This window comes from Mycoavidus sp. B2-EB (genome assembly GCF_014218255.1).
GTDB lineage: Bacteria > Pseudomonadota > Gammaproteobacteria > Burkholderiales > Burkholderiaceae > Mycoavidus.
The window spans coordinates 1,184,662-1,210,013 of sequence record NZ_AP021872.1 but is presented as its reverse complement, the minus strand read 5'-3'; the positions used below and the strand labels follow the sequence as shown (position 1 = coordinate 1,210,013).

Genomic DNA, 25,352 nt, shown 5'->3' with positions numbered 1-25,352 from the left:
TTCCTATGCTTTAGCGCTGGCGGTGGACCTAGCCATCTGGCTAGGTCCAAACCTCGGCAAATTAAGTGCGCTATGGCCTGAAATAAGGCACTGAGCAATCTGTGGCACTTGCCACATCATGTAGGCTCCCACGCTACCGGTGAAGCCAAGTCCAAGCATTGTTAGGCAATGAAGATCGAGTTGAGAACTGACATGAGGACCAACGCCTGCCCCTAGCTGTAAAACTAATTTCTGTATGGCCGGATTGATTCCAGCTTGGACAATCGTTAACATGAGCCAAGCAATCACTTTGTATAAGCCCGCAACGATGATGAATCTTAGCCAGCCGTTAAACAAAAATTCAGTGGCAGGAAAAATATACCAAGGTAATAAAATAGGACCCAGGCAAAAGCCAATTGCCAGCAAGAAAGAGGACATTTGGGCGACGAGCATAAAGGCGATGGCCATTTGGGTGACGGCCAGCACCGCAATGACTTTGAATATAAATGACAATAAGACAAACGATAAATTGCGTAATGTGTCGAGCCAATGGTTTTGATGGTTATGAGCACTGTGGCTAAGGTGGCAAATTCGTTGGTTGCCGGCCAACTGCGCGCCATCGTCGGTGAGTTTGGGTAATTCTTCGCAGACACTGGTTGCGTCAGCGCGGGTCAGCGAAAAAATCGTTTGGGCGGCGTTCCATAGGGTCCGCACGGTGTCGGCTGGAGTGGCGCTATGGAGGCTAATTTGCTTGGCAGTGCGCTCCATATTGCCAATGAAAAAATCGCGTACGGTACTTGTCCAAGCCGTTAACATCAAAAGAATGATGGCAACTTTAACTAACAAATTTAACTGGTTAACGAAATAATCGATGGTGGAATCCGCCAGCATCCACATCAGGGTGTACCAAGTCGCCATTACAAGACCCAGCGCTAACAGCAATTCAATTCCTTCATGAATAAATTTTCCGTATAGCTCAAGGCCAGTTTTTTGCATCAGCCGGAAGAGTTCGTCGACAATGCCAAGTGGATCGTTTGCATTCATGCGAGTTACCTTATGCCAGTGGTGCAATGTAAAACGATGACAAAAAGCAAGCCGGCGAGTGCCAAGATTCCCTTTGGCAACAACGTGGGTTGCTCTAGCGTTAGGCGGCAACAGGCCCAGGCAAGTGATAAGCGTGGTTTATGAAAACCTCGCGGCGCGCGCAATTCTTCTATGGCAGCCTGAGAGGAGGTGCTTGCATAACGTTGATAGGCGCGCTGCAACCGAAAAACCTCGTTGCGGTCGTAGCATAGTTGATAAATCACCCAGCGCAAAAATAAAGGCATCGCTCGTTTTCTCAACGGTTTAGGGGTGTTCTTGCAGGACATGGAATGGACCGTTCTGGATAAGTTGGCGCTCATGTGTATCGAGTTGGCGTGCTTGCGCTTGGCGCGCCTGAATTAGATTTAAAAGAGCGCGGTTGCTCCATTCATGGGCTTGCTGATCTTTGTTTTGCATGGTTAATTGGCGCTGCATCAAGGCGCGTAATTCGAGCATTTCAGATGCTAAGATGGAGGCTTGTTGGTTGAGTAGCTGGAGTCCCTGGATGGTGCTCGTAATACCTGGAATTTGACTGGATAGGGTATGTACGCTGCGCGCGCGGTGTGCGAGCGTATCTAATGCCGCTAGATCTTGCCGCCATTGACGCTGATAAAGGTGATCTCGACTTCTGGCTAAATTGCTATGGGCTGCTAGCCATTGTTCCGGAGTCAGGTGCAACTGGGTGATTTCGCGTAGGCTACGTTTAAATAAAGCGCGTGTTTGATGGGTCGCTTCTAATAATGACTCAACCGAATGGGCAAGTTGCATAAACATTTGCAATTGATCTCGCCAGGGAGCCATAATTTGCTCTAAAGCATGGGCTGGAAGCTGTACCAGATTTTGCAGCATCGCCATATATTGCTGCACGCGCGTAATGTGCGCTGTAATATTTTGCGTCACCATCGCGCTTTGTTGGCTGACGCTTGCCAGCAGCTCAAAGTGGTTCATGATCTGGGTTAATTCAGTGGCACCTCCTATCGTTGCCCCAACGCCCCCGCCTGCTAGCGTAGGTTTTGCCGAACCGAGCGCGATGCTGCACACTAATATGCGCAAGCAATGTTTATGTAATTTAGCGAGCCGCATGAGTCATCTCTTCAAAATAGCGGGCCCGCCAGGCGGGGTGGCCTGAGCGGTAGTGACGCTCGAAGATTGCTTGCGCACTCAGCTCGCTGCGGAGTACGGCAAGTGTGCGAATATCTAAAGTAAGTGAAATGCGGCGCGCAAATCCATTTTTTTGGGTGATGAAGTAGTCGCGTTTGCGCGTCCCTTTTTCAATCCCTTGGATCTGGCCCGCATGTAACCCTAAACCGGTTTCAAGTGCTGCGCGTTGTGACGGATTGAAGCTGCCGCTAGGAGGCAAAAAAATACAGGTTGGCACATTGTCGCGTAGGCTTGGATAGACGGGGGAGTGCAGGTAACTTTCCGGGGATTGCGTATCCATCCAGACGCTACCGAGCTTTTTGCGCAAGGTGCTAATCCAATCCACGATTTTGTTGGCAAAGCGTGGGTTATCGAGCAAATGCCAGACTTCAGGTAAACCGATAAAGGTTGGCGCTATAACGCCGTTTAGCCGGTTCACGGTTAGCGTATCGTCAAGCTTGTAAAAACATAGATCGAGCAGTGGAGGAGCGACTAAAGGGTTGTGAATAATTTTGCCGACTTCTATGCCAATCAGGCTGGTAGCGGCGAAGCTATCTTCAAGATTGTCAAAGTAATGGGCATACACACCGTCGCCTACCCATGACGCCAGTTGCTGCTTGAAGGGTCCATCAGAGAGTTGGCTATAAATCGCACACAGGCGCCAAAGCGAGCGATCAATATTGCGGGTTGCGCGCAAAACGTTGAGCAGCTGCATGTCGTCTTGCGCGCTAGGCTGATAGCCGCGTAAGCTGCCTAGAAATAAAATCCAGTCTTTGAGCCATTCTAAGTGGCGTTCATGTGCGAGTAAGGCGATTGGATTAAAACTGGCGCTCTCTCCACGTTCTGCAGCAACATCTAAATAAGCACCGCCTTGCATGAGCACAGGGATGCGAGAAGAATAGTCTTTATCGAATAAATAGACGGTTGCCCCGGTATATTTGCGAAACAGGGTCCAGCTCAGATTGAGAAACGAGGTTTTGCCAGAGCCGGAATCGCCGCATAGCAGCACATGCCCGACATCATCAAAATAGCCGGTGAAATGAAAAGGCGTGCCATATTCGGTTGGGAAGGTCGCTAAAGCTGGGCAGTCGAGGCCCATTTCCTGGCTGAGATGTAAGTTATAGCGTTCTCCTTGCGCGACCGTGCGCAGCGGTGCGAGCCGTGCGAGCACCTGCGCATCAATAAAAGCCCAGCGCGCGCACTCACGCCACATGCCGGGAATGGTCACGCTAAAAGCTGAGAGTGCATGGAGTTTTTCGCGCACAGGTGTGAAATGGGCAGCGCGCAAGATGGCTTCAGCCGTTTTACAGGTGGCGCTTGCTTGCGCATAGGCGGTCCGTTCGGCGCTGGCAGATTGAGCAACGTCCGGTCCGCCCGCTTCAAATACGGGTGACCAGGCCAGAATGGTGAGGTTATACCAGCCGTATGCTTGTTGTCCCATTGACACTTCGCCGTGCAACGCATCCGTTTCGCTGGCGGCTTGGGCGCGGGCCAAGTTGTGCCGTACCGATTCAGAATGTCCTTTTTTTAAAGCGGCGCTGAGCAATCCTCGCAGATCCAGTTGCCGGTTATCGTGATACTTGCGCATACTGTTGATAAAGCGTTCTGCGTGGGCCCGACTGGCGAGGCGATAAACCTGGCTGATGGTGAGTTCTCCATGAATTTTGAGGAGGTCGTCAAGGGTCGTGGGCGAGATCTGGTCAGGCCAGTTTTCGCGGGCCACTGGGATGCTGAGCGCAAGTGCGTAACGTTTGCGGCTATTGCCTTCAAAGGATAAAAAATCATGGCCCGGGATGACTTCTGTATCAGGCAGTGCGAGATCCAGAAAAGGGTGGTCGGATATATCCACGTCGGTTTGATTTTCTGCACAAGGGGAGCACGTGGTATGTAAGAACGCACCCAATTGAGTGCTGCTTAAACGACTGCATTTCAGATTAGGTAGGCCTGCTAGCAAGTGGTCTAATAATGCTTCAAATTCTTCTATTTGATGGCGTAACTCATCGGCCGTATAGGCAAATGCGTACTGATCAGAGAAGGTGCCACGCAGCGCTTGCCAGAGGGCTTTGTAAAGCGGTAAACCATCATGTGATAAAGCATGTGAGAGCCTGCCTGAGAAGCGATCTAGACCGGCGTCAGGTGGGCGGACAATCGTCAGGTAGTGACGGTTTAAGTGACAGCCACTTTGCGCAAAAGCGTGCCGCCGTTCATCGTCGACAATTTGAGCATATAGATCGGGTAGTGGTAGTGTGTCATAGTCACTGATGCGCCGGCGATGTACGGTCCACCAGAGGGTGAGCGGTTGACGGCTTAGGCTAATTAGAGCTTGGGTTAAATCTCCAATCAATTTGAGCATCTCGCCCGCCGTGATGCTGTCGGTATCGGGGCCGCTATATTCGAAAGTAGCGAGCAATGAAGAATCTTTACACACTAAAGTAGATGAATTGCACGCAAATAGCCAGGGCACTAATTCGGAGCAAGCACGAGTTCCAAAGCTGCGGCGCTGGCTTGGCGGCTCTTGCTCAAACGCACTTGTTTTGGATGGCTTAAGTTTTAACATAGGTGTTTACGAGCAAAGCCCAATGGACGCTGATTGCGTCTTTGTAGGAGCTGCTGACGCGGCTCGTAGTAGTCCGCTTGGCGGCAGTATTTGAGATAAATATCGATCAAATCAGGATCGCGTTGGCTGGCGAGCCAAATGCTGCAGTAGCCTGGCAGCGCTACGAGCAGAATCCAATAATTGTGTAATGTCGTGGCGACCAAAAGGACGAGAATCAGGAGCAGCCCGAGCATGCGTTTATCCACTGCGAGTAAGCGCTTGCGTTCAAGCAGAACTTTTTTAACTTGGGCATTAAGAGATTGGTTTGAGCTAGGCATAAATAGTGTGTTGCGGTTTTATATTTAACTGCAAACCGGAGAGCGGCCAAAGATGGTTGTCCAGAAAATCGGGAGGTTAAAGATCACGAGCGTTGCCGCTACGATGCGTAGCATCCATAATTTAATCGAAGATGATTTGTCATCTAGCATCCATAAAATGATGGCGAGAGCGCATGAACCGATACTGACAAAGGTGATCAGTTCATCATCGATAACTTGTTTATAGAAGCGGCATAACCCTCCGCCCCAAATCCCGGCGTAAGCATAAGTTGACCAGGTGCATAACAGCCAAGGAAGAAAGATCATGTGTGCTCCAGATTTGGGTTTATTGAACCGTGTCATACGCTGTGGCTTCTTGTTGAATTTTGGAAAATAGCAGGCGGGTTTGATAGCGATGGTTTTCGATGCCGAGGATTTCCCGGATCTCCCAAGGGCCTCTTAGAGCGCCTAAGCGCTGTGTTTGCACTACATAGCGGAAAGTGGCTGCAATGTGTTGGCGTAGATCGGCTAAAGGCCAGGTTTGTGCTTCAGGAGCCATCCGTACCAAGGTTTCAAGGCGGGTGAGTGCTGATTGACAGGAGTCGGCATGAAATGAAACGACTGAACCCGGGTGACCGGTATTGAGCGCATTCAGCAAGTCAAATGCCTCGGCACCTCGAATTTCACCAATGATGATGCGCGTAGGTCGACAGCGTAGAGCCAGCTGCACGAGCTCGCGTATGTTCGCGCCTTGCGCTGGGTGCGTTTCAAACGATACATAATTGGGAACGTAGACTTGCAGCTCACTGGTATCTTCAATCGTGATCAGTCGGTCCTCTCTTGGGATGACTTCGATTAATGCGTTAAGTAGTGTGGTTTTGCCGGATGAAGTTGCACCGCAGACCAGCAAATTTTGGCGCGTATGAATGACCCACTCAAAGAACTGCTGTAGCGCTTGGCCGCCGGTTTGCATGGCGCGGCGCAAAGCTGGATTCAAAGATGTGGTGGGCGGCATCGGGTGTAATGAGTGTTGCGAGGCTTGTGGCCAGGCGTCAAAAGCCCCGTTCTGCACATAGTGCTGGAGACCTAGATGGTGTTCGCTATGTTTGCGGATACACAGCATTGGACCGTAGATCGAAACGGGTCGGCGCGCGGTGGCGATGCGCAGACCCGGTAACCAACAGTCCATCATCAATGCATCTGGCTTATGGTTTAAATTGGCCAGTAAAGTAATGGCGGCCTCAAGACCCGTTTCAGTCAATTTTATGTCGTTCAGATAAAGCGTACTGCCGTCACGCTCAAGCCAAATATTGTCATAACGATTGATCATGACTTCCTGCACATTTGGATCATCGAGTAAGTGGCGAATAGGCCGTAAATGTTCATCCAGAACGTGTTGGGCTATCTGAGCAGCGGATTTATCCATGTCTTGCATTTTCTAGGGCTTCAAAAAAACCCGCCGAGCGGGGATCACACCCGGCGGGAAAGACCTGTCGGCGCAAGAGGAAGCGACCGACAAGGTGTAATTTAGAAAATGGATTGGCCGCTGTCTGTAGTTTTCCTGCCCAGCTTATTGATGCGTTGTGCAGGCAATTTTTAAAGTTTATGGTTATTTGATAACCACAGGTAATGAAAAAGAGCGCTTGGCCTGGCGCTGAAGTTTTTCAAAAAGATCAGGGAAAACAATGAATTAGAGCATTGAATCAAGCTGAGGGAATAGAAATAAAGATCTTCAAAGCTGCTTAAAAAAGACGATAAGGAAGCAGCAAAACTTTACAGCTTAATAGCGTGCAGCAGTTTTTGTCACTGAGTTGAGTGCACGGCATATCAGCATTGTGTGCATCCAGGTTTTGGCTCGTTCAGGTTTTTTGGCTACGGTGAGATTTTTTATTGTGCTGACATTTCGTTACTCTGTCATAGTGAACTGGCTCGGCAGCTCGAGCGTGTCAAGGCGCAAATATCTTTGATTAAATCAGCGTCTCTATATAAACTCCTTAGAGATTATATTCGTTGGTGTTTTTGTGAAAAATACTATACTTTGTTTAGCGGAGTATATTTTGTTTCTTATTAGAATTTAATTAGATCACCATGAATTGAGGTAAAGTAGAGTCGAGTCGTTAGTAGAGGATAGCGAGTTCTGTAAAGAAAGGGGTAAAGTGCGATGAAACGAATCTTTTTATCTATATTGATAGTATTTTTTTCCTTCGTAGGGTGTGGCGAAGGAGAGAAAGAGATACATGATAATTGGGCGAAATTAGAATATTGGCGGACTCTTGGGCATCCAGGAGAAAAGCGTGGAGAAGCTGTCCTACGTATTCAGCAGTGTCATGATTGCCTGGTATTAGATCTTAGTAATCTAAATTTGACAGAGTTGCCAGAAATATTGGGCGATTTTGATAATTTAAGAAGCGTTCTTTTTGTAAATTTGGAAAATAATAAATTACGTGAATTTCCAAGTTCTGCTCAAAATCTTAAAAGATTATTTAGGTTAAATATATAAAATAATGAAATTATAGAGTTTAGGAATTTCCCTTCTGGGGTTGATAGTATTATTATCGATATTAAAGGTAATCCAGTATCAAGTTTAATTAAAGAGAAAATCAATTCTGATTATAGTAATTCCTCTGGTTCAAGTGATTTAGGAAATTTTATTCTAGAGGGAGATGCGAAGAATCAAATTGATGCACTTATTGCGCGGCGTTGCCTTGTTAAGATGATCAAACTTTTGGAGATCTATCCCGCCAAAGAAAATCAATCTTTTGAAAATTGGGCTACTCATATTACTACCGCAAACGCATCCACATTTTCAAATTTCCTCTTGAGGTTATTTGACACAGCGGATGCTAAATCTAGCGTGGGTTTAGAACGCCTTAAGCAACGTCTGCGTCGCGTGCTTCTGGAGCTAGTGGCACATGAAGACTTAAACTCTCTCTGCTTTTATCTTGCAAACGAGGCTTTGGAAACTTGTGGTAATAGAGTGAGCCTAGGGCTGAATCATATTGAACAGGTATTTCTTAATGCAAAAGTTAAACGCGATAAGATTAGTCAAAATGAAATGGCCGACATTGTCATGCAACAATTCCGTTTAAATAAACTTGAAACAGTCATATGTGAAAAATTCAAGCATTTACCATCCTCTACTCAGGTTGAAACATATCTTGCGGTTCAGATTAATTTAAGAGATTTGTGGGGTTCACTGATTCAAGAGCAAGATATGTTGTACCCAAGGTTGTCAGGCATTTCGGCTCCGGAAATGGGTGAAATAAGACAGTTATTGGAACGCGTGGGGCGCGGGGCTGAGCTTTTAAATTTCTTCACGCATCATGAGGCTTGGCGAAGCTATCTGGAAAGAGAATATTTTGAAGAATTTGAGAGCTATAAAATCGAGTATAAGAGGCTATTGGAAGCTTGGGCAAAAAAGCCTGCAGATATGACGCAGGAACAATATGATGAAGGTATAGTTAAGGTAAAGGTCCAACTAGATGAAAAATTACGTGATATGTACATAAATTTTACTAAGCAAGAGGGCATTGCTTTGGGCATACCTTTTTAGAAGAAAATTTATAGAGAAATATGCTTGGAACTCGATTTTTCTACAAAGAATGCACTTTTGAAAAAGTATTTTTACTTAAATATAGAATATATCTTTTATAAAAAAATTTGCAAACAAAAATAATTTGTATATATTGAGAAAATTGCTTCGCGTGGTAAAGGAGCAATAGCTAGTGAGTACCGTTTTTAATTTCTCTAAACCTAAGGAGATCGAGATGGGTGCTGTAGAAAGTGTTTTGCGTGAAGTGGAGAAAGTGACGATAAGACCTTTGGGAGAGGTGGCGCGTACCGTAGAGAGAGAAGCAATAAGACCTTTAGGAGAAGTTGCGCGTGATGTAGAAAGAGTGACAATAAGACCTTTGGGGCAAGTTATACGCGGCACTGAGAGAGCCGTACTCAGACCTGTAGCAGGGCTTGCAAAAGAGAGCATATTGCTGATGGGGCGAACTTTAGATTTAATTAAGCCAGACGTAGATATACCCGCTAATACAGATATGCCAGCCACGGAGGCAAAGATAAGGGAACAGGCAAAAGAAGAGTTCAATAGAACAGAAGCAGATTATTCGAAAGTGCAAGGGGACATCAATGAGATCATTGCACAGACGCCAGCAAGTGACGCAGAAACGCTCAATCTTTTAGGTAAGACTTATGAGCTACACGCCAAAATACGAGAGAAGACAAAAGACCCTTAAGTGACATTACGCGTGAATTAGATCGAATATTACAAGAATTTTCATCAGAAAATCTGACTCCTGGACTAATGACGGCAGCAGAGCATTTAGAAAGGATCGCATGTGATTTAAACCGGTCATTAATGACCCCTGTAGGTGCTTTTGCAAGTAAAGCAATATTACTGATGGCTCGTCTGACGCATTTGGTTAAACGTGTTGAAGAGAAAATAAAATCTGGCGCAGATCTGGAAGTTGAACAAAGTATTTTAGAAGCAGTGATGGTAGATACAGTCCAACTGCAAAGAATCATAGATGATGCAAGGTCAGCTATGCCACTCTCTGCAAGAGAAGATCTGAAGGCTCTAGATGATTTAAGCGAGGAAGCTAATAAAATCCGAGAGACGATAGAGTATCTTCAGGGCAGTATTGAAGTTGTTCAAGACAACGCGGCGCTCGTTGAAAAAAATAAAGTCCTTAAGCAAAAAATCAGTGCGTTAAAAAATAAAATTTTAGACAAAGCATAACGTGCAGCCGAGCATTAATCGAAGTTTTTCAAGAAATTGCAGCTTTTTTCTGCGCGCTTTGCTATATGCCTGGAGAATCCGATTATGAATCCCATTCAGAATACGTCTCAGCCATTTCAGTCATCTTCATCCATTCGCCAACTGACGACGCCCCTGGCAGATACCCACGAGTCTGCGCTTGAAAAAGACGCATGCCCGACAACTGAGCCAAAATGGACGATGGTGCGTGGCCCGCAACCACAGAGCGACTTAACGCTAAAGATGGTTCTGAATGAAGTCACTGGAGAGATGCCATCCCAGCCTAATCGTATCGTGAAGATTGCTGGGCAGCCGGCTGAAATGTCTTGTATTAATGCTCATGGCCTATCTTACTGGGGTTACCGTTTTTTGAATAATGGTCACATTGCGTTGACAACAGGTTCGCCGATTTGGGGACAGAACGGTGATCTTGAAACACTGCGTGTAGCTGAAGGGCAAATTACAATCCGCTCTGGGGCAAAACTAAAGCTGCTTGAATCACTGGATTTAATTGCCTATAGCATCAAAATAGAAGGCAAATTACAGGCTAAGCGCATTCATTTATTAAGCGGAGCCAACTGGCTGAATTACACGAAAACTGGCTATTGGAAGAATGTAGTTGGCCCGCTTACTAATTCCAACAAAACACCTGATTTAGGCCAGCTGACTCTAAACCAGCACGCTAAAGTACGTGCTGAGAAAGAACTCTGGGTTTCGAGTTCGGGTGACATAGTGAATCGGGGTAGCCTGCATACAAATCATGGCGATTTGAGCTTGAGTAGCGCCGGTCATTTCAATAATGACCATGGTTTGGTCAATATTGCAGCGGGGACTGGAGCACTCACAATAAACGTTGCAGCTTTAAATAACCAGAGCGGGTGCATCCTGCATCAAGGAGAGGGCGCAAAGGTTGAAATTAAAGCTACTTATTTGAACAGTCAGACTGGAGTCATTGGATCAAATAAAGATCTGGAGTTAAAAGCCTCTGCGCTAGAAGACCCTGGCATGATCAAAGCAAAACGTGATCTGTCGGTATCGTTACAGGAGGATTATACGCATACTGACTACCAAGCTTTGCAAGCAGGGCGTCATTTATCGTTTCAGACTAAGGGCAAATTAATTAACCAGAGCGCTTTGCATAGCAATGGGGAAATGCAAATTTCTGCAACGGAGATTGAGACCTATTCAGATTCTTCAATCGATAGTTCTAGTACCACGATTAAGGCTGAAAAACTCAAAAACCAAGGCGTGATAAGTGGCGGGGCGGTCAGGGCTGAGGCGCAATTCTTAAGTAATGAAACAGGCAAAATTGAAGCTTCAAGCAAAACCGGAACGTTGCTCGTTAAAGCTGATGAAATTAAAAATAGCGCAGCGCAGATGATCAACCGTGGTAACGGAAAAACACAAATTTCAGCAACTGAAAAAATCGAGAATATTCAATCTGGCGTTATTTTTGGCAAAGGTGAGACTCAGCTTACTGCTGCATCCATCGTCAATCACTCTGAGCCTCAAGATGTGAGCAAGACGAATATAGGCAGCATGATTGCGAGTTCAGGCTCTCTTACACTGAATGCGCAAAAATTAGAAAACCGACTTAGCACGATTTATCAAGGCGAGCTGACTGCGATACCGGTCGGCACGATGGCTGACAGAGGAAAAGCATGGATAGATGAGGTTAAAAAGCAGCAAACAGCGCAAGTGGGCGAGCAACTTACGTTGCTATTCGATAGAGACCCTGCAAAGCTTGAACTGAGAGTAGTCAATGAGTTAGAGAATGACAGCGGGCATATCGTGCACGTTGGCGGGGGTAATACACGGATTATTGCAGGGCAACTCAAAAATAACACCGTACTTGATAAGCCAGCTGAGTGGCCAAGCTTGGTAATCAGTTATGGAAATATTACGATAAATGCACAAAGTGTATTGAATGGCCAAGCTAATCAGATGTTGGCGGGTAAAAATCTCAAATTAGAGGCGGCCCATGGGAACTTCAAGGGAAGCACGGCAGTGGGGACTTTCGTCTCTTCGCGCAGGACATCTAATATGCCCAATAAAGAAGAAGTGCTTACACTCGCTCAAGGCGATTTTGTGAATAAAGGAATCATGCTAAGCGGAAAGCAGATGCTGATTCACGCTATCAATTTTGACAATCAAACAGAGGCACTGATTACGGGGTCTCAGGTATTGCTCAAAGCAGAAGCTACGTTGAATAATAAAGGGTTGATCTATGGCGACACGGTTGCAGTGGGTGCTAAGACCTTAATTAACTTTGAGACAAAATATACTGTCAATGGATATAAGCCAAGCGTCATTGCGGCGGATAAACGTCTGGATATAGGAGCTAATTGGCTTGAAAACAAAGATCATAGCCTGCTATTCAGTGGTGGCGATATGGCTATTGGTCTACAGCTTAATGCGCAAAACCAAGCAACGGATAAGGCGCAGCGCACCATTAACTCATCCGCTACGATGGATGCGGTAGGTCAACTTTCAATTGATACTTTTCGAATCATCAATAAAACTGCTTATTTCAAAACTCGAGAGCGGGTGATCGATGAGCAATTCATTGTAGAAGTACAACCCGAAGGGTCAACTCAGCGCTATCGCCTTGACCAACTGTCATGGGATGCCAGCCGGGGAGGCCGTCAAATGGTGACAGACGGAAGCGCTGCTCCTTTCGCTGACTATACTGAATACGGCTATATGCGAATCGTAAAAGATACGGTCGTCGAAGAATGCGCGCCTGCGACGATCCAGGCCGGTGGCGATATGAAATTGTCTGGCATGGTGCGCAATGACAAAAGCAAGCTGATCGCTGGCGGCAAAATTCTCCCTCTGGATGATACTTTCGAGATGGATCAAAATCGTGACGCGATTAACTTAATTACCCAAATAGATGTAGGGCTTTCCCGTTATACGCGCAGTGATTGGCGCGGCCATTTTGGAGGATGGGAGCGTACGTATAGTGGCTTTATCGACTATAGACTTCCTCCGATTACACAGCAGCGCAAGTTGGATCTCACGACTCAGGCAGAAGGTAGATTGGTTCAGCACAAAACACCTGATCTATTGAGAATACAAGCTCAAGATACGAATAGCTTAACGGTTCAGCCTTTACCTACAAGCGGCATGCATATTTTGCAGACTGCACTGGATCACCCTTTTTTAGTCGAGCTCGACCCACGTTTTAATCGTACTGACTTGCCTTTATCAAGTAATTACCTATTAAATCTGGTGGGTGTTAATCTGGGAAATGCACCCAAGCGCCTAGGGAGCGGTTTTTATGAGCAGCAACTTATACGCGATCAAAGCATTGCATTGGCGGGTCAATATGCACTGTCATATCAAAGGAGTCAAAGAGCTGAATATCAAGCTTTAATGAGAGCGGGCGCAGAATATGCGCGCCAGGCTAGCCTGCAATTAGGCATGCCATTGACAGCTGAACAGCAAGCGCTATTGCCCTATGATATGGTCTGGCTGGTGAATCAAACGGTTAGACTGCCTGATGGTTCGGAGCAAACTGTACTCGCACCGCGATTGTATCTTTCTGGCGCACGCATCCATGTACCGCGGTTAGGAGGTTCGGGTATCGCTGCTAGCGAGATTGATTTGACCAGCCGTGGCATGATTCAAAATGCCGGCACGATGATCAGCACAGGGAGTATCAATCTTAACGCGCAAAATATTGATAACCGACGCGGCGCAATCGTAAGCTTAGACAATATCTCTTTACATGCTAGCGAAGATATCGACAGCCGCGCGGGTACACTTGCCGGTAAACAAATTGCCTTGAAAGCCGAGCGCGATATTCATCTACAAAGTCAAACTCATACGACCCAGATATCTAACGCTAGCTTGACTACGCTAGATGGCTTAAGCCGTATTCAAGCAGAGCAACTGGAAATTCAGGCTAGGAGAAACCTTGAACTGGCAGCGACTCGCGTCGAAGTCAATCAAGCTGCAACTTTAGAAGCGGGACATAACCTCACATTAGGCACTGTCGCTATCGCAGCGCAGCAGCAATTGACCTGGGATGAGCAGAACTCGTTAAGCCAAAGCAGAAAAACCGAAGTGGGGACGTCCATTCAAACAGGTGGGCCACTTGAGCTTAAGGCGGGTCATGATGTCAATGCAGTTGGCGCTTATGTGCATGTAGGGGGCACCCTTTCTGTCAAAGCTGGCAGAGATATTAACCTGGCAGCAGCCTATGAAGAGCACGCTTTTGCTGAATCTCGCTATCAAAAATTTAATCATTTACTTTCTTCTTCAAGTGAATTAACCCAAACTCAACACTATAAAAAACAAGCATTGAACAGTACGTTCTCAGGTGATACCGTCAAGCTAGAGGCTGGGCACGATCTTAGCGCTACGGGTTCAAACATAGTCGGCATGCGTAATGTGGGTTTGTATGCTGACAATGACATCAAGCTCAAAGCAGCTAAGCAGATTGAGAAAGCGAGCCATTACTCAGTCAAAGAGCGCTCAGGACTATTAGAAAGCGGTAGTCTAGGGTGCACCATTGGCGAGCGTGAACAAATAGAGGAATTCGAAGCTGAAAACACCCCGTATGTTGGCACTGTGGTTGGCAGTGTGTCAGGTCAGATCCAGGCCATAGCTGGCCGCGAATATCAACAAAGCGGCAGTCAGCTGGTTACGCCAGAGGGCAGTATTCAGGCTAAAGCACTCAAAGGCACCATCGATGCAGTCTATGAACAAGGCCGGCGCTGGCATCGTAGCGAAATGCATCAATCTGGTTTGACCGTTTCCGTGGGTGCGCCAGTCATTGCTGCTGCGCAAACCGGTCAGCAAATGCTTGAGGCCGGTACCCAAGTCAATGACTCACGCATGCAAGCTTTAGCCGCTGGCACAGGCGCACTCGCGCTTAAAAACGCCTATGATGCAATCCAAGTCGATCCTAGCGCAGCCGGTGGCGCTACTGTTAGCGCGATGATGGGCGAAAGCAGCCATGCGTTTCAGCAAACCCAGTTGAGCGCAATGGCAATGGGCAGCACCATTGCGGCGGGTGGTACCGTGCTCTTAGAGATGGAAGGTTTAGGCGAAAGATCAACCCTTGATATCATCGGTTCTCAGATTGAAGTCAAGCACGATGTTCGGCTCAAAGTAGAAGGCCCGTTGAGAATTGAGGCAGCGCCTAGCACCTTTGCCCAGCATAGTGAGCAACACAGCCAAAGTAGTGCAGCAGGGGTAGTGGCAACCCTCGGAGCCCGTAGCTCAGCAGGCGCATCGGTTGCAATCAGCAGTGGGCGCGGCCACACAGAGGGCGTTGAAGTTAGCCATACACCCGCTCAGATCAGAGCCGGTCATCAACTGATGTTAGCCGCGCAAAGTGATGTTCGCTTAAAAGGCGCTCAACTCTCTGGTCAGCAAGTCGCAGCCAGAATTGAAGGTGACTTGGAAATTGAAAGCGTGCAGAACGCGAATACATATAACAGCCGCTATCAAAGTATCAGCGGCAGCGCTACCTATGGTCCTGCCTCTGCGGTGAGCCTTAATTTCTCACAACAAAAGATAAATAGTAGTTATCTGAGCGTAGCAGAGCAAACGGGCATTCAATCTGGTGCAGGAGGCTTCCAAATTGAAGTCAAAGGCGATACGAAGCTGATGGGGGGCGTACTCGCTAGTACAGATCACGCGATTGAAGAGGGCAAGAATCGATTTATAACGGGTACTTTAGAGGCTCGTGCGATAGAGAATCAAGCACACTACGACGCAAACAGCTTAAGCTTAGGCATTGGGTACAGCAAAGGCGGCCGAGGAGTGGGTTCGAGCCAACGCGGTCAAGCGGTCACGCCAGCGCATAAGGGTAATCAGTTGACTAGTTTAAAAGGCACTAGCGCTGCGTTGCCGATCGCCATGCGCGCTTCGGGCCAAGCCGCGTCAATGACCCAAAGTGCGATTAGCGGTGCGGAAATTGTAATTACGCATGAGTCGCGGCAAAAGGCATTGACGGGGCAAAGCGCAGCAGAGACGATTGCTGGCCTAAACCGTAATCCAGCACACAGCCATGCGGCGTTAGAACCCATTTTTAACCAGGCTAAGATTCAGGCTAGCCTTGATATTGTTGGTGCATTAGGTCGGGAAACGAATACGTTTATCTCCAATCGAGCTAGAGAAGCAGATCATAAAATTGAGCGAGCCGAGCGTATAGAGAGACAGGCCGATGAGGAGCTAATGCCTGTAGCGCGGCAAGAATTGCTGGAAACCGCGGCTGAGTTACGTACGCAAGCACAGACCTTGAATCAGCAATGGGGAGTAGGCGGTACCTACCGTCGCATTGTCACTGCGTTAACGGCAGCAGCCTCGGGTAATGTGACAGGGGCGACTGCGCAATTTACCCAAGCCGCAGCACTCAACTATTTGCAAAGTTTGGGTGCAGAAAAGATTAAACATATTGCCGATGGTTTGAATGATGAGGTGGCACGTGCGGCCTTGCAGGGCGCACTGGCGTATGGTGGCGCAGTTGCGCAGGGGCAGTCGGGTGGTTCAGCGGCTCTGGGAGCCAGCGCCAGTGTCTGGGTGAATCATCTATTAGGTCCTGTAAAAGATCTTTCTGAAGAGGAGAAAGAAGCGCGCAAAAATATCGTCACGAGCCTAGTGGCAGGGGCGACCAGTATCGGAGGAGCGGATGCAACCTCCGCGCAGAATGCAGCGCAGATTGAGACAGAAAATAATGCCATGGTATGGGTCGCACCGTTTGCGGTTACTCCACCTGGGCTTGTTGCATTAACTGCGGTGACTGCAGGCTTAGTGGCCTGGAATGCTTATGAAGCGTATAGAAAAAATCAAGCTTATCCTGTAGCGCAGCCTGAAGAAGATGAAAATCAGTTAATACAGCCCCCTCAGCGGCCCATTATTTTTCCGATAGCACCTCAGGAGTTTGATCCACTTCCCGGCAGAGCTTGGCATCAGGAAGAAAAGGAGATGCCTGAAAGCATGCCGGATCAATCGGATAAATTTGTCGTTGAGCCTATGAGTACGCCAGATCAATCTGGCGAGCATAAAGTAGAGCCTCTGATAAATCCAGGGGTCCAGGAGTTGGATATATCTGATACGGTTATTTTTAGTGAAAGGAAGAAGGCTAATAGAGACAGGGATTTTGTGCCGAATGCTGGCTCTGTGGGTAATATGGAGAAATTCTTTAATGAAACAGAGTTTGGGAAAGAGATGAAGCATATAGCTAAGCCCACTAAAGAAATTTGTAAAGGGGCAAGGCTATACAAAGCAACCGATGAAATTAAAGGTATAGTAAATGAGGGCGATTTCTTCTACTTAGATACAGCGCACAAAAATCATTTGGAGGTTCTTGATAGACACAAAGAATTTAAACATGTCTTAAATTTTGATGGCACAATTAATGAAGGTAAGACTGATAAAGCAGAAGGCAGGAAATTGAGGAAATAAAATGAAATTTATATTGGGTTTTAATAAATTCAAAGAGTATCTTGCAAAACTTCTTCTATCTCATGGTTTGACAGATATTGATCTAAGCGCGTCACACAAAAAGACTGGATTTTCAGTGTGGCATATAAATTGGAGGCGTGATTTGAACAAAGATTTCAAAGAGGATTGGGACTCATTAAAGAGAGAAATTAATTTATATGATAGAGCGCTATTGGAGAAAGATAGGTTGGCTGCTAAGGCAGGACTTATGCATGCTTCTATAAAAATTGGTGACTTGGCAATTAGTCCATTTTGGTCAATATCACATGATTTAACAAAAATTCTGAATAACAAAAATTATAATTGGCCTTCTCTTGGGTTAGGTTATGCCATTCCAAAGAAATATTTAGATGAAAAAATAAATGAAATTGACCAAAAGGAGTGGAATGATTTAGCTAAAATTCAAAAGATCTTGATAGATCTAGTCAAATCTCAAGGAGTGACAGATGAAGAGTTAAAGCGTGTAGATAAAAGAACAGGGCGCTTGATATGGGGCATTGACTTGAACGTCGACTTCAATAAAGTTTTCTATGAGAAGCTGCTAGCTTTGCAAATAGCTTTTGAGGGATATGAAAAAGCCTTTATACAAGAGGACTGGCGAGCAGTTCGGGCGATTCTCCAGAGAATTAGACTAATCAATTTTCAGCTTTATAAATTCTTGAAGGCGATTAGAATAGCACTAAGAAATGCCCGGACAGATGAACGTTTCAATTGGCCCTCTTTCCCAGAAGACTATAAAGTGCCAGTGCATTATAACTATAAGGAATGAACCCGGCCGTAGGGTAACCTTCTCCTTTTTACCCTAAAAAACATTAAAAACTGTTTGCAGAAAATTGAAACGATGTTTGTAAATCGCACAACTTACATAGTAGATTTTCTGGAATTTATTGTGTCTGTTGAAAACTGTTATATAAAGCTAAAAAAACTAAGGCGTGTTGAAATTCCACATAGGCTGCCATAAGAAGGCACAAGCCATGTGCGACCACATTCTCGTCATTACGTTTCAACTGATTGAATCGAGTTGCTAGTACGCGAGATTTAGGCAACATTAGCCATTTAGACTCAAAGTGCGTTAGTCGGATATTCATCATTTTGTATTGGTTCAACTTCGTTGCGTTGCACCGTTAGCATTTCAATCAGGGTAGTCATATAGCGACGTAAGTAAACCCCTTGTTTATGCACAATATATGTCATATAACTGCCAAATAAATGCGCTAATGGTAGCACGCGTAGCGCACCGTTCTTGAGTTCAGCACTCAAGGTTATATTAGGTACGATACCAATACCTAAACCTAGTTCAACATAGGTTTTGATGGTGCCAGCATCGGTCGCTGTAAGCGCAATTTCTGGCGTTAATGACTGGAGCGTAAACGTCTGCAGCAGCTTCGCGTAGCTATTTGCGCAACCGGTATCATAGATCAAGAGCGGATAGCGGGCTAGCTCTTCAAGGGTGAATTCATTTGCCGTAAGCGGGTGATTGCTCGGCATGACAGCGATATAATGCCATGGCGAAGAGGGCGTTAAGTTGAGTTCTGGATAACCTGTCACCGCTTCAATCATCAGCCCGAGATCGGCTTCTTCGCGGTTGATTTGATCGGCTACTTGAGTTGGCGTGCTCAGCGTGATGGATAAGCGAACTCGGGGAAATTTTTTCTTGAATTCGGTAATTACAGAGGGTAGCGTGTAGCAGGTACAGGCTTGGGCTGCCGCCAATACGAGTTTGCCCTGATCTTGCTCAGCGTACTCTTTGCCAACACGTTTAATATTATCGATTTCTTGTAATATTTTTTCAACGGATAATAAAATCGCACGTCCAGGCTCAGTGAGCGAGCGTACCCGCTTGCCATGCCGTCTAAAAATATCGACCCCTAATTCATCTTCAAGCTCGATAATCGCTTTTGATACGCCGGGCTGTGACGTCGCCAGTGCTTTAGCCGCTTCGGTTAAATTGAAATTTCGCCGAACGGCTTCGCGTATAAAGTAAAACTGATGAAGATTCATATTTGAAGACGGCCTAAGAATATGAATAAATTATTAATGTCGATCAACCCAACGCAATGCAATTAAGCCAAGCGCAATATAAATCAAGCTCGGCGTGGCAGCAGTCAGCGGCGCGGGCCAGGTATTGAGCGTGCCGATATGCGAGAACAGCGTGTTGATGAGCTGAAAGCTCATGCCGAGCATGATGCCGCCAAATACTTTAATGCCGACTACGCCGGCGCGGGTATGCAGATAGGCAAATGGCAAAGAAAGCGCAAGCATGACCCAGACCGTGAATGGGTAGAGAAATTTGCGCCAGAGGGCTATTTCATAGCTCTGCGTATCTTGATGATTTTCTTGTAGGTGGCGAATATATGAAAATAAATCGAACATTGACATGCGGTCAGGTGCTACCAGCAATACAGACAGAATTTGTGGCGTCAGCTGTGAGCGCATTAAATATTCAGGCAAGGCAACTTGTGCCGCGTGATAAATCGGTTGCAGCAGATCAGGTTTTTTATTCACAGCACTGCTTGATGGCGGCAATGAGGTCGGCTTAGATAAATGGGTTGCAAGAACTTCAGTCAGCTGCCAGTGATCAGGTGGGATAAATTTGCCACGTTGGGCAACGCGCACATCGGTTAACTGAAATTGATGATCGAATTCATAAATGCGAACATGGCGAATTGTTGTATCAGGCATGAGCTCGCCAACATTCAGAAAGCGCATGACGGGACGGCCTGCGCCGTCATTGTCTAGGGTATCTTTGACCCACACCCCAGAGCGAAAATTCGAAGATACGGAGGAGCCTAATGCTTCGAGCCGCACACGCTCCGATAATTGGTCGGCATAAGGGCTAATTGCTTCGCCAAGGAGAAAAGTAGCCACCACCAACGGGATGCCAATTTTTATTAGAGCGCTGAGTGCGTGCCGGGTCGATAAACCGCTAATGCGCAAGATCGTATACTCTGAGTTAGCAGCCATAGTAGCGAAGATATAAATTGCGCTAATTAACGCCGCCACTGGAATTATTTCATATAAGCGAGATGGAGCGAGTAAAGCGACACGTATGACCGCGTAACCAAATTTATAATTGTGCTGTCCGATTGAGTTGAGTTCGCTAATCAAATCAAAAAAGAAAAAAAGCCCAGAAAATGCAAACAACACAAAGCCGAACGTGGCATAAATCTGGCGCGCTAAATAACCTTCATACACTAATAGAGAAGTGGGCATTGCAGGAGCAGACATAATTTATTTCTCTTTAGATCTAGCCATCGATAGATAGCTAAGCCATGGTCGCTGACGTGTGCGTAACCCAAAAAGTAGCACAACCACCGCGGCAGCAATAAGATGCAAGATGCATAGACCTATGCCGAATGAGATTTTGTCTTGCTCAATCCAAGACTGCATTAAATTCAGCAAATTTGAATAAGTTAGGTAAATCAGAACGGCCATGACCAAATTGATGGTGCGACTGCGACGGGGATTTTGATAGGCCAACGGAATGGCGAGTAACATCAAATTGATCGCAATCAATGGCAAACCGGCACGCCATGCAAGCTCGGCTAAATTGACTGAACTAGGCTGCTGAATGAGTTGTAGGGTTGAGGTGCTGGTTGAGGTGGGGGTGTTAACAAAGCGTTGTTCGCCAATGCGTACGCCATAGCGTTCAAATGACATGATGCGGTAGTCAGGTTGGCCCGGTTGACCATCGTAGCGGCGCCCGTTTTCAAGTACTACAAAGCGCTCGCCATCGGGTTGCGTTATGATGTGTCCCTGGCTTGAAACGATAATGCTAACTTTGCCATTTTCGGTACTGCTGACAAAAACATTGCGTACATTGGTCGCGTCAGGCGAGATGTTTTCGATGAAAAAAACCCGCTTGTTGGCGGCAGATTCTCGAAACTGACCTGGCGCAAGCAAGGAGACTTCGTCACGCTGCGCAAAATGTTCGCGTAAAATTTTGCTCTGTTCGTTTGACCAGGGCCAGCCGACGAAAGCGAAAAACGCAATCGCCACAATCAGCGGCGCCGAAAAAACCGCAATGGGCTTAATCAAATGCGTGAGACTGACGCCAGATGACATCCAAACTACCATTTCCGAATCTTGGTACCAGCGCGTCAGCACAAACAGAATTGAGACAAATAACGTCACAATCAGCATGACTGCGAGATAACCAATCACGGTAAGGCCGATGAGTGATAGTACATCGCGCGGATCGACCTTGCCTGAGGCGGCAAAGCCGACAATGCGAATCATCATGGTGGCTAACATAATGGTTAGCAATACCATAAACACGGCTAAAGCCGTATATGCAAGCTCGCGTTGCAGAGAACGTTCGAAAATCATGGCGGTTGTAGCGGCTACACAGGCAGCAACTAAAGAAAATAGCGGATAATCATGGTTTGCTTCAAAGTAAACCCAATTTATCCAAGGAGAGCGCGATGGACTTTAGCATAAAAGCATGTAACTGGAATAGAGCTGCCCAAACTGAAATGCTGCGGGCGCAGTCTAGTTGTATTGTAATTGGGCTCTTTGAAGGGGGTTCTCTGCTAGGGGTTGCCAAACAAATTGATCAAGCTATGGATGGCGCAGTGAGTCGGCTTGTAAAAGCGGGAGAGGTCAGTGGCAAGTGCGGTGTGGCGCGGATGTTGCACGAGACGGCGGGTCCGAGCGCAGCTCGCGTCTTAGTCGTTGGCCTTGGGCCACGCGAGAATCTTAACGCCAAAGTTTTTGCGCAAGCCGTGCGCGCGGTTGCACGCGTACTTTTGATCACGCCCACGTTTGTTCCGGGTGTCAAAAATTTATGTTGGACACTGGCCCAAGAATGTAGCAACGAATTGGCTGCGGCATCAGGGGTGCGCTTGTCGATTAGTTTAATGCGTGAAATCGCTTACCAATTTACGCAGCTAAAAAGCGCCTCTGAGCCTAGCCAGGTTCGGCCCAAAAAGGTCATCATCACGGTACATGCAGCGGACGAGAAAAGTGCAAAGGCGGCGGCTAAACAGGGCGTTGCGCTGGCTAATGGAATGGATCTGACGCGCGACTTAGCCAATTTGCCTGGCAATATTTGCACGCCCGCTTACTTAGCGCGGACGGCGCAAGAGCTGGCTCGTGAATTGACCTTAAAAGTCGAGGTGTTGGAGCAAAAACAATTAGAGAGCCTAAAAATGGGCGCCTTTCTAGCAGTTGCGAAAGGCTCGACCGAAGCGCCGAAATTGATTGTGTTGCATTACCAAGGCGCTGCAGCAAAAACCAAGCCGATTGTCTTAGTCGGCAAGGGTATTACTTTCGATGCGGGTGGGATTTCGCTCAAACCCGGCGAAGGCATGGATGAAATGAAGTACGATATGTGCGGTGCAGCCGCAGCCCTTGGCACGTTGCGTACGGTCGCTGAACTGGGTGTAAAGTTGAATCTTGTTGTCGTGATTCCAACGTGTGAAAATCTGCCCGCAGGCAATGCCTATAAACCCGGCGATATTTTAACGAGCATGTCAGGACAGACGATTGAGGTCTTGAATACGGACGCTGAAGGGCGTTTGATTTTGTGCGATGCGCTGACTTATGTTGAGCGCTTTAAACCGGCGCTGGTGATTGATATTGCAACCCTAACCGGGGCCTGTGTGATCGCGCTCGGTCACCATCATAGCGGCTTATATACGAAAGAAGACGCGCTAGCGAATGAACTGCTGGCAGCGGCTTCAGTGGCGGCTGATACGGCATGGCGTATGCCGCTTGATGATGAATACCAAGAACAGCTTAAATCCAATTTTGCTGATATGGCGAACATTGGTGGGCGTCCTGCGGGTAGTGTGACAGCGGCTTGTTTCTTAGCGCGCTTTACGCAAGCTTACCCTTGGGTGCATTTGGACATTGCAGGTACTGCATGGAAAAGCGGCGCGGCCAAAGGCGCAACTGGGCGGCCAGTGCCATTGTTGACGCAATTTTTGCTTGAGCGCGCAACCCGCTAATCGTTTATCCGTTATGACGCAAATTGATTTTCATACGCATGTTGGGGATCAACTTGACTATGCGTGTCGGCTCGTGCGCAAGGTTTATGCTGCAGGCCAGTCACTGCTAGTCCTTGCTGAGCCGGCGCTTTTGCGGGTTTTTGATGCGCAGTTATGGACTTTTTCTGCGCTTGAATTTATCCCACATTGCATGGCAGATGATGCGCTTTGCGCAGTCACCCCGATTGTTTTAGCGACTCAGGCAAAACCCGCATTATATGGCCGGGTTTTGCTCAATCTTGGGACGGTTGCCGCGCCTGATTTTGCTCATTTTACGCGGGTGCTTGAAGTCGTTGGCAGCGGGGCGAATGAGCTTGCCGCTGCGCGTGAAAGGTATCGCTTTTATCGTGAGCAAGGCTACCAGCCTAACACTTACAAGCGGGGTGATTAGCCGGTGGACGCGCCGCGGTTTGCGGGCAGTGCGAGAGTCGCGAATTTCGCCAATACGCCACGCGTATAGCGGGGGGCTGGCTGCTTCCAGGCGGCGCGGCGGCGCTCGAGTTCAGCTTCTTCGACATTTAATTGCAGCAGTAATTGGTGCGCATCGATGGTAATTGAATCGCCTTCTTGCACGAGGCCGATCGTGCCGCCCACAAACGCTTCAGGTGCAACATGCCCAACCACTATCCCCCAACTCCCGCCAGAAAAGCGGCCGTCGGTAATTAAACCGACGGATTCCCCTAAACCCTTGCCAACCAGAGCCGAGGTGGGGCTGAGCATTTCAGGCATGCCCGGGCCACCTTTCGGGCCAAGATAGCGTAGTACAAGAATATCGCCAGCTTGAATCTGATCTGCAAGAATCGCGGCAAGCGTGCTTTGCTCGTCGTCAAATACGCGTGCTGGACCCGTAATCACAGGATTTTTGAGGCCACTGATCTTTGCAACGGCGCCATCTGGCGCTAGATTACCTTTCAAAATGGCGAGATGACCTTTCTGATACAAGGCTTTTTCAATTGGAAAAATAACCTTTTGTTCGGGATTAGGTGTATCTGGTACAGCGGCTAATTCTTGAGCGAGTGTAGCACCGGTGATGGTCATGCAATCGCCGTGTAGTAGGCCGGCATTTAATAAAATCTTCATCACTTGCGGAATGCCGCCGGCGCGATGTAAATCCGTCGCCACATACTGACCCGATGGTTTGAGATCACAAATCACTGGGACGCGTTGACGGATCCGCTCAAAATCATCGATCGTCCAATCTATCTCAGCGGCGTGGGCCAGCGCCAGATAATGTAGAACGGCATTGGTTGAGCCGCCAGTTGCCATGACCACGGAGATGGCGTTTTCAATGGATTTTTTGGTGATAATGTCGCGTGGCTTTAAATTGCGTTTGACCGCTTCAACCAGAACGCGCGCCGAGGCAGCAGCGGAGTCAACTTTTTCTTGGTCAGGATTCGCCATCGTTGACGAATAGAGCAATGACATACCGAGGGCTTCAAAGGATGAGCTCATGGTATTCGCGGTATACATACCACCGCATGAGCCGGTGCTCGGGCAGGCATTGCGTTCAATGCCCTCAAAATCTTCTTGATTGATGCGGCCAGCCATGAATTGCCCCACCGCTTCAAAAGCCGAGATGACGGTTAAATCTTTCCCATGCCAGTGGCCTGGCTTGATGGTGCCGCCATAGACATAAATCCCGGGCACATTCATGCGCGCCAGCGCAATCATCCCACCCGGCATATTTTTATCGCAACCACCAATCACAACCACGCCATCCATCCATTGGCCTTGCACTGCGGTCTCAATGCAATCGGCAATGACTTCGCGCGAGACCAATGAATATTTCATGCCTTCGGTCCCCATCGACATACCATCGGAAATCGTGGGCGTGCCAAAAGTCTGAGGATTCGCGCCAGCGCTTTTAATCGAATTGACGGCAGCATCTGTGAGAGGTTGCAGGCCCGCATTGCAAGGCGTGATGGTAGAGTGACCGTTGGCTACCCCAATCATGGGTTTATCGAAATCTTCTTTTTTATAACCTAGCGCGTAATACATAGATCGGTTGGGCGCGCGCTCGATACCTTGCGTAATATGGCTTGAACGTGAGTTATGAGGCATGGATTCTCCTTTGGGCAAAA

Annotated in this window: 19 protein-coding genes; 8 read left to right on the top strand and 11 right to left on the bottom strand. The window is 47.4% G+C overall.

Annotation, left to right across the window (positions count from 1 at the left end; all coding sequences use genetic code 11):
* Positions 1-3: 3 nt before the first annotated feature.
* Genes MPB2EB_RS05320 through MPB2EB_RS05290 form a run of 7 tightly spaced genes read right to left on the bottom strand, consistent with a single transcriptional unit; the run spans position 4 to position 6,481 of the window.
* Positions 4-1,023 carry a type IV secretion system protein gene (locus MPB2EB_RS05320; RefSeq protein WP_185181326.1) on the bottom strand — a complete coding sequence of 340 codons (1,020 nt, stop codon included), beginning with the start codon at positions 1,021-1,023 and terminating at the stop codon, positions 4-6.
* Positions 1,024-1,028: 5 nt separating this feature from the next.
* The gene (locus tag MPB2EB_RS05315; protein WP_185181325.1) at positions 1,029-1,307 is read right to left on the bottom strand and encodes a hypothetical protein; all 279 of its coding nucleotides are present in this window, start codon (positions 1,305-1,307) and stop codon (positions 1,029-1,031) included.
* A 19-nt stretch (positions 1,308-1,326) separates the two neighbouring features.
* The gene (locus MPB2EB_RS05310) at positions 1,327-2,145 is read right to left on the bottom strand and encodes a conjugal transfer protein TrbJ (protein ID WP_185181324.1); all 819 of its coding nucleotides are present in this window, start codon (positions 2,143-2,145) and stop codon (positions 1,327-1,329) included.
* The gene (locus MPB2EB_RS05305; protein ID WP_185181323.1) at positions 2,132-4,759 is read right to left on the bottom strand and encodes a VirB4 family type IV secretion system protein; all 2,628 of its coding nucleotides are present in this window, start codon (positions 4,757-4,759) and stop codon (positions 2,132-2,134) included. Before MPB2EB_RS05305 ends, MPB2EB_RS05310 begins: the two co-directional genes overlap by 14 nt.
* A complete protein-coding gene (locus tag MPB2EB_RS05300) occupies positions 4,753-5,076 on the bottom strand; it encodes a VirB3 family type IV secretion system protein (protein WP_185181322.1) in 324 nt (107 codons plus the stop codon). Before MPB2EB_RS05300 ends, MPB2EB_RS05305 begins: the two co-directional genes overlap by 7 nt.
* Before the next feature lie 24 nt (positions 5,077-5,100).
* Positions 5,101-5,382: a hypothetical protein gene (locus MPB2EB_RS05295; RefSeq protein WP_185181321.1), complete on the bottom strand. Its 282-nt coding sequence runs from the start codon at positions 5,380-5,382 to the stop codon at positions 5,101-5,103.
* Positions 5,383-5,401: 19 nt separating this feature from the next.
* Complete coding sequence (locus MPB2EB_RS05290; RefSeq protein ID WP_185181320.1) at positions 5,402-6,481, bottom strand: CpaF family protein; 1,080 nt, start codon at positions 6,479-6,481, stop codon at positions 5,402-5,404.
* 735 nt (positions 6,482-7,216) lie between these two features.
* Between MPB2EB_RS05290 and MPB2EB_RS05285 the strand changes: the two genes are divergently transcribed.
* The 6 genes from MPB2EB_RS05285 (at position 7,217) to MPB2EB_RS05260 (ending at position 18,050) form a co-directional block, all read left to right on the top strand.
* Complete coding sequence (locus MPB2EB_RS05285; RefSeq protein ID WP_185181319.1) at positions 7,217-7,555, top strand: hypothetical protein; 339 nt, start codon at positions 7,217-7,219, stop codon at positions 7,553-7,555.
* Positions 7,556-7,768: 213 nt separating this feature from the next.
* A complete protein-coding gene (locus MPB2EB_RS05280; RefSeq protein ID WP_185181318.1) occupies positions 7,769-8,608 on the top strand; it encodes an NEL-type E3 ubiquitin ligase domain-containing protein in 840 nt (279 codons plus the stop codon).
* 214 nt (positions 8,609-8,822) lie between these two features.
* Positions 8,823-9,299 (top strand): hypothetical protein, encoded by a 477-nt coding sequence (locus MPB2EB_RS05275; protein WP_185181317.1) that lies wholly within the window; start codon positions 8,823-8,825, stop codon positions 9,297-9,299.
* Between the two features lie 68 nt (positions 9,300-9,367).
* Positions 9,368-9,802 carry a hypothetical protein gene (locus tag MPB2EB_RS05270; RefSeq protein WP_185181316.1) on the top strand — a complete coding sequence of 145 codons (435 nt, stop codon included), beginning with the start codon at positions 9,368-9,370 and terminating at the stop codon, positions 9,800-9,802.
* 84 nt (positions 9,803-9,886) lie between these two features.
* The gene (locus MPB2EB_RS05265; RefSeq protein ID WP_185181315.1) at positions 9,887-17,242 is read left to right on the top strand and encodes a hemagglutinin repeat-containing protein; all 7,356 of its coding nucleotides are present in this window, start codon (positions 9,887-9,889) and stop codon (positions 17,240-17,242) included.
* Between the two features lies 1 nt (position 17,243).
* Positions 17,244-18,050 carry a hypothetical protein gene (locus MPB2EB_RS05260; protein WP_185181314.1) on the top strand — a complete coding sequence of 269 codons (807 nt, stop codon included), beginning with the start codon at positions 17,244-17,246 and terminating at the stop codon, positions 18,048-18,050.
* 293 nt (positions 18,051-18,343) lie between these two features.
* Here the strand turns inward: MPB2EB_RS05260 and MPB2EB_RS05255 are convergent, their stop codons facing one another.
* Genes MPB2EB_RS05255 through lptF form a run of 3 tightly spaced genes read right to left on the bottom strand, consistent with a single transcriptional unit; the run spans position 18,344 to position 21,610 of the window.
* A complete protein-coding gene (locus MPB2EB_RS05255; RefSeq protein WP_185181313.1) occupies positions 18,344-19,282 on the bottom strand; it encodes a LysR substrate-binding domain-containing protein in 939 nt (312 codons plus the stop codon).
* 33 nt (positions 19,283-19,315) lie between these two features.
* Positions 19,316-20,494, bottom strand: coding sequence for an LPS export ABC transporter permease LptG (gene lptG / locus MPB2EB_RS05250; protein ID WP_185182672.1), 1,179 nt, complete (start codon positions 20,492-20,494; stop codon positions 19,316-19,318).
* An 18-nt stretch (positions 20,495-20,512) separates the two neighbouring features.
* Positions 20,513-21,610 carry an LPS export ABC transporter permease LptF gene (gene lptF / locus MPB2EB_RS05245; RefSeq protein WP_185181312.1) on the bottom strand — a complete coding sequence of 366 codons (1,098 nt, stop codon included), beginning with the start codon at positions 21,608-21,610 and terminating at the stop codon, positions 20,513-20,515.
* A gap of 95 nt (positions 21,611-21,705) precedes the next feature.
* On the opposite strand from lptF, the gene MPB2EB_RS05240 reads away from it, so the two are divergent.
* Both MPB2EB_RS05240 and MPB2EB_RS05235 read left to right on the top strand, forming a co-directional pair.
* The gene (locus tag MPB2EB_RS05240; protein ID WP_185181311.1) at positions 21,706-23,232 is read left to right on the top strand and encodes a leucyl aminopeptidase; all 1,527 of its coding nucleotides are present in this window, start codon (positions 21,706-21,708) and stop codon (positions 23,230-23,232) included.
* Positions 23,233-23,245: 13 nt separating this feature from the next.
* The gene (locus MPB2EB_RS05235; protein ID WP_185181310.1) at positions 23,246-23,662 is read left to right on the top strand and encodes a DNA polymerase III subunit chi; all 417 of its coding nucleotides are present in this window, start codon (positions 23,246-23,248) and stop codon (positions 23,660-23,662) included.
* Here the strand turns inward: MPB2EB_RS05235 and ilvD are convergent.
* Positions 23,659-25,332 (bottom strand): dihydroxy-acid dehydratase, encoded by a 1,674-nt coding sequence (gene ilvD / locus MPB2EB_RS05230; RefSeq protein WP_185181309.1) that lies wholly within the window; start codon positions 25,330-25,332, stop codon positions 23,659-23,661. The two genes, MPB2EB_RS05235 and ilvD, sit on opposite strands and share 4 nt — an antisense overlap.
* Positions 25,333-25,352: the final 20 nt, after the last annotated feature.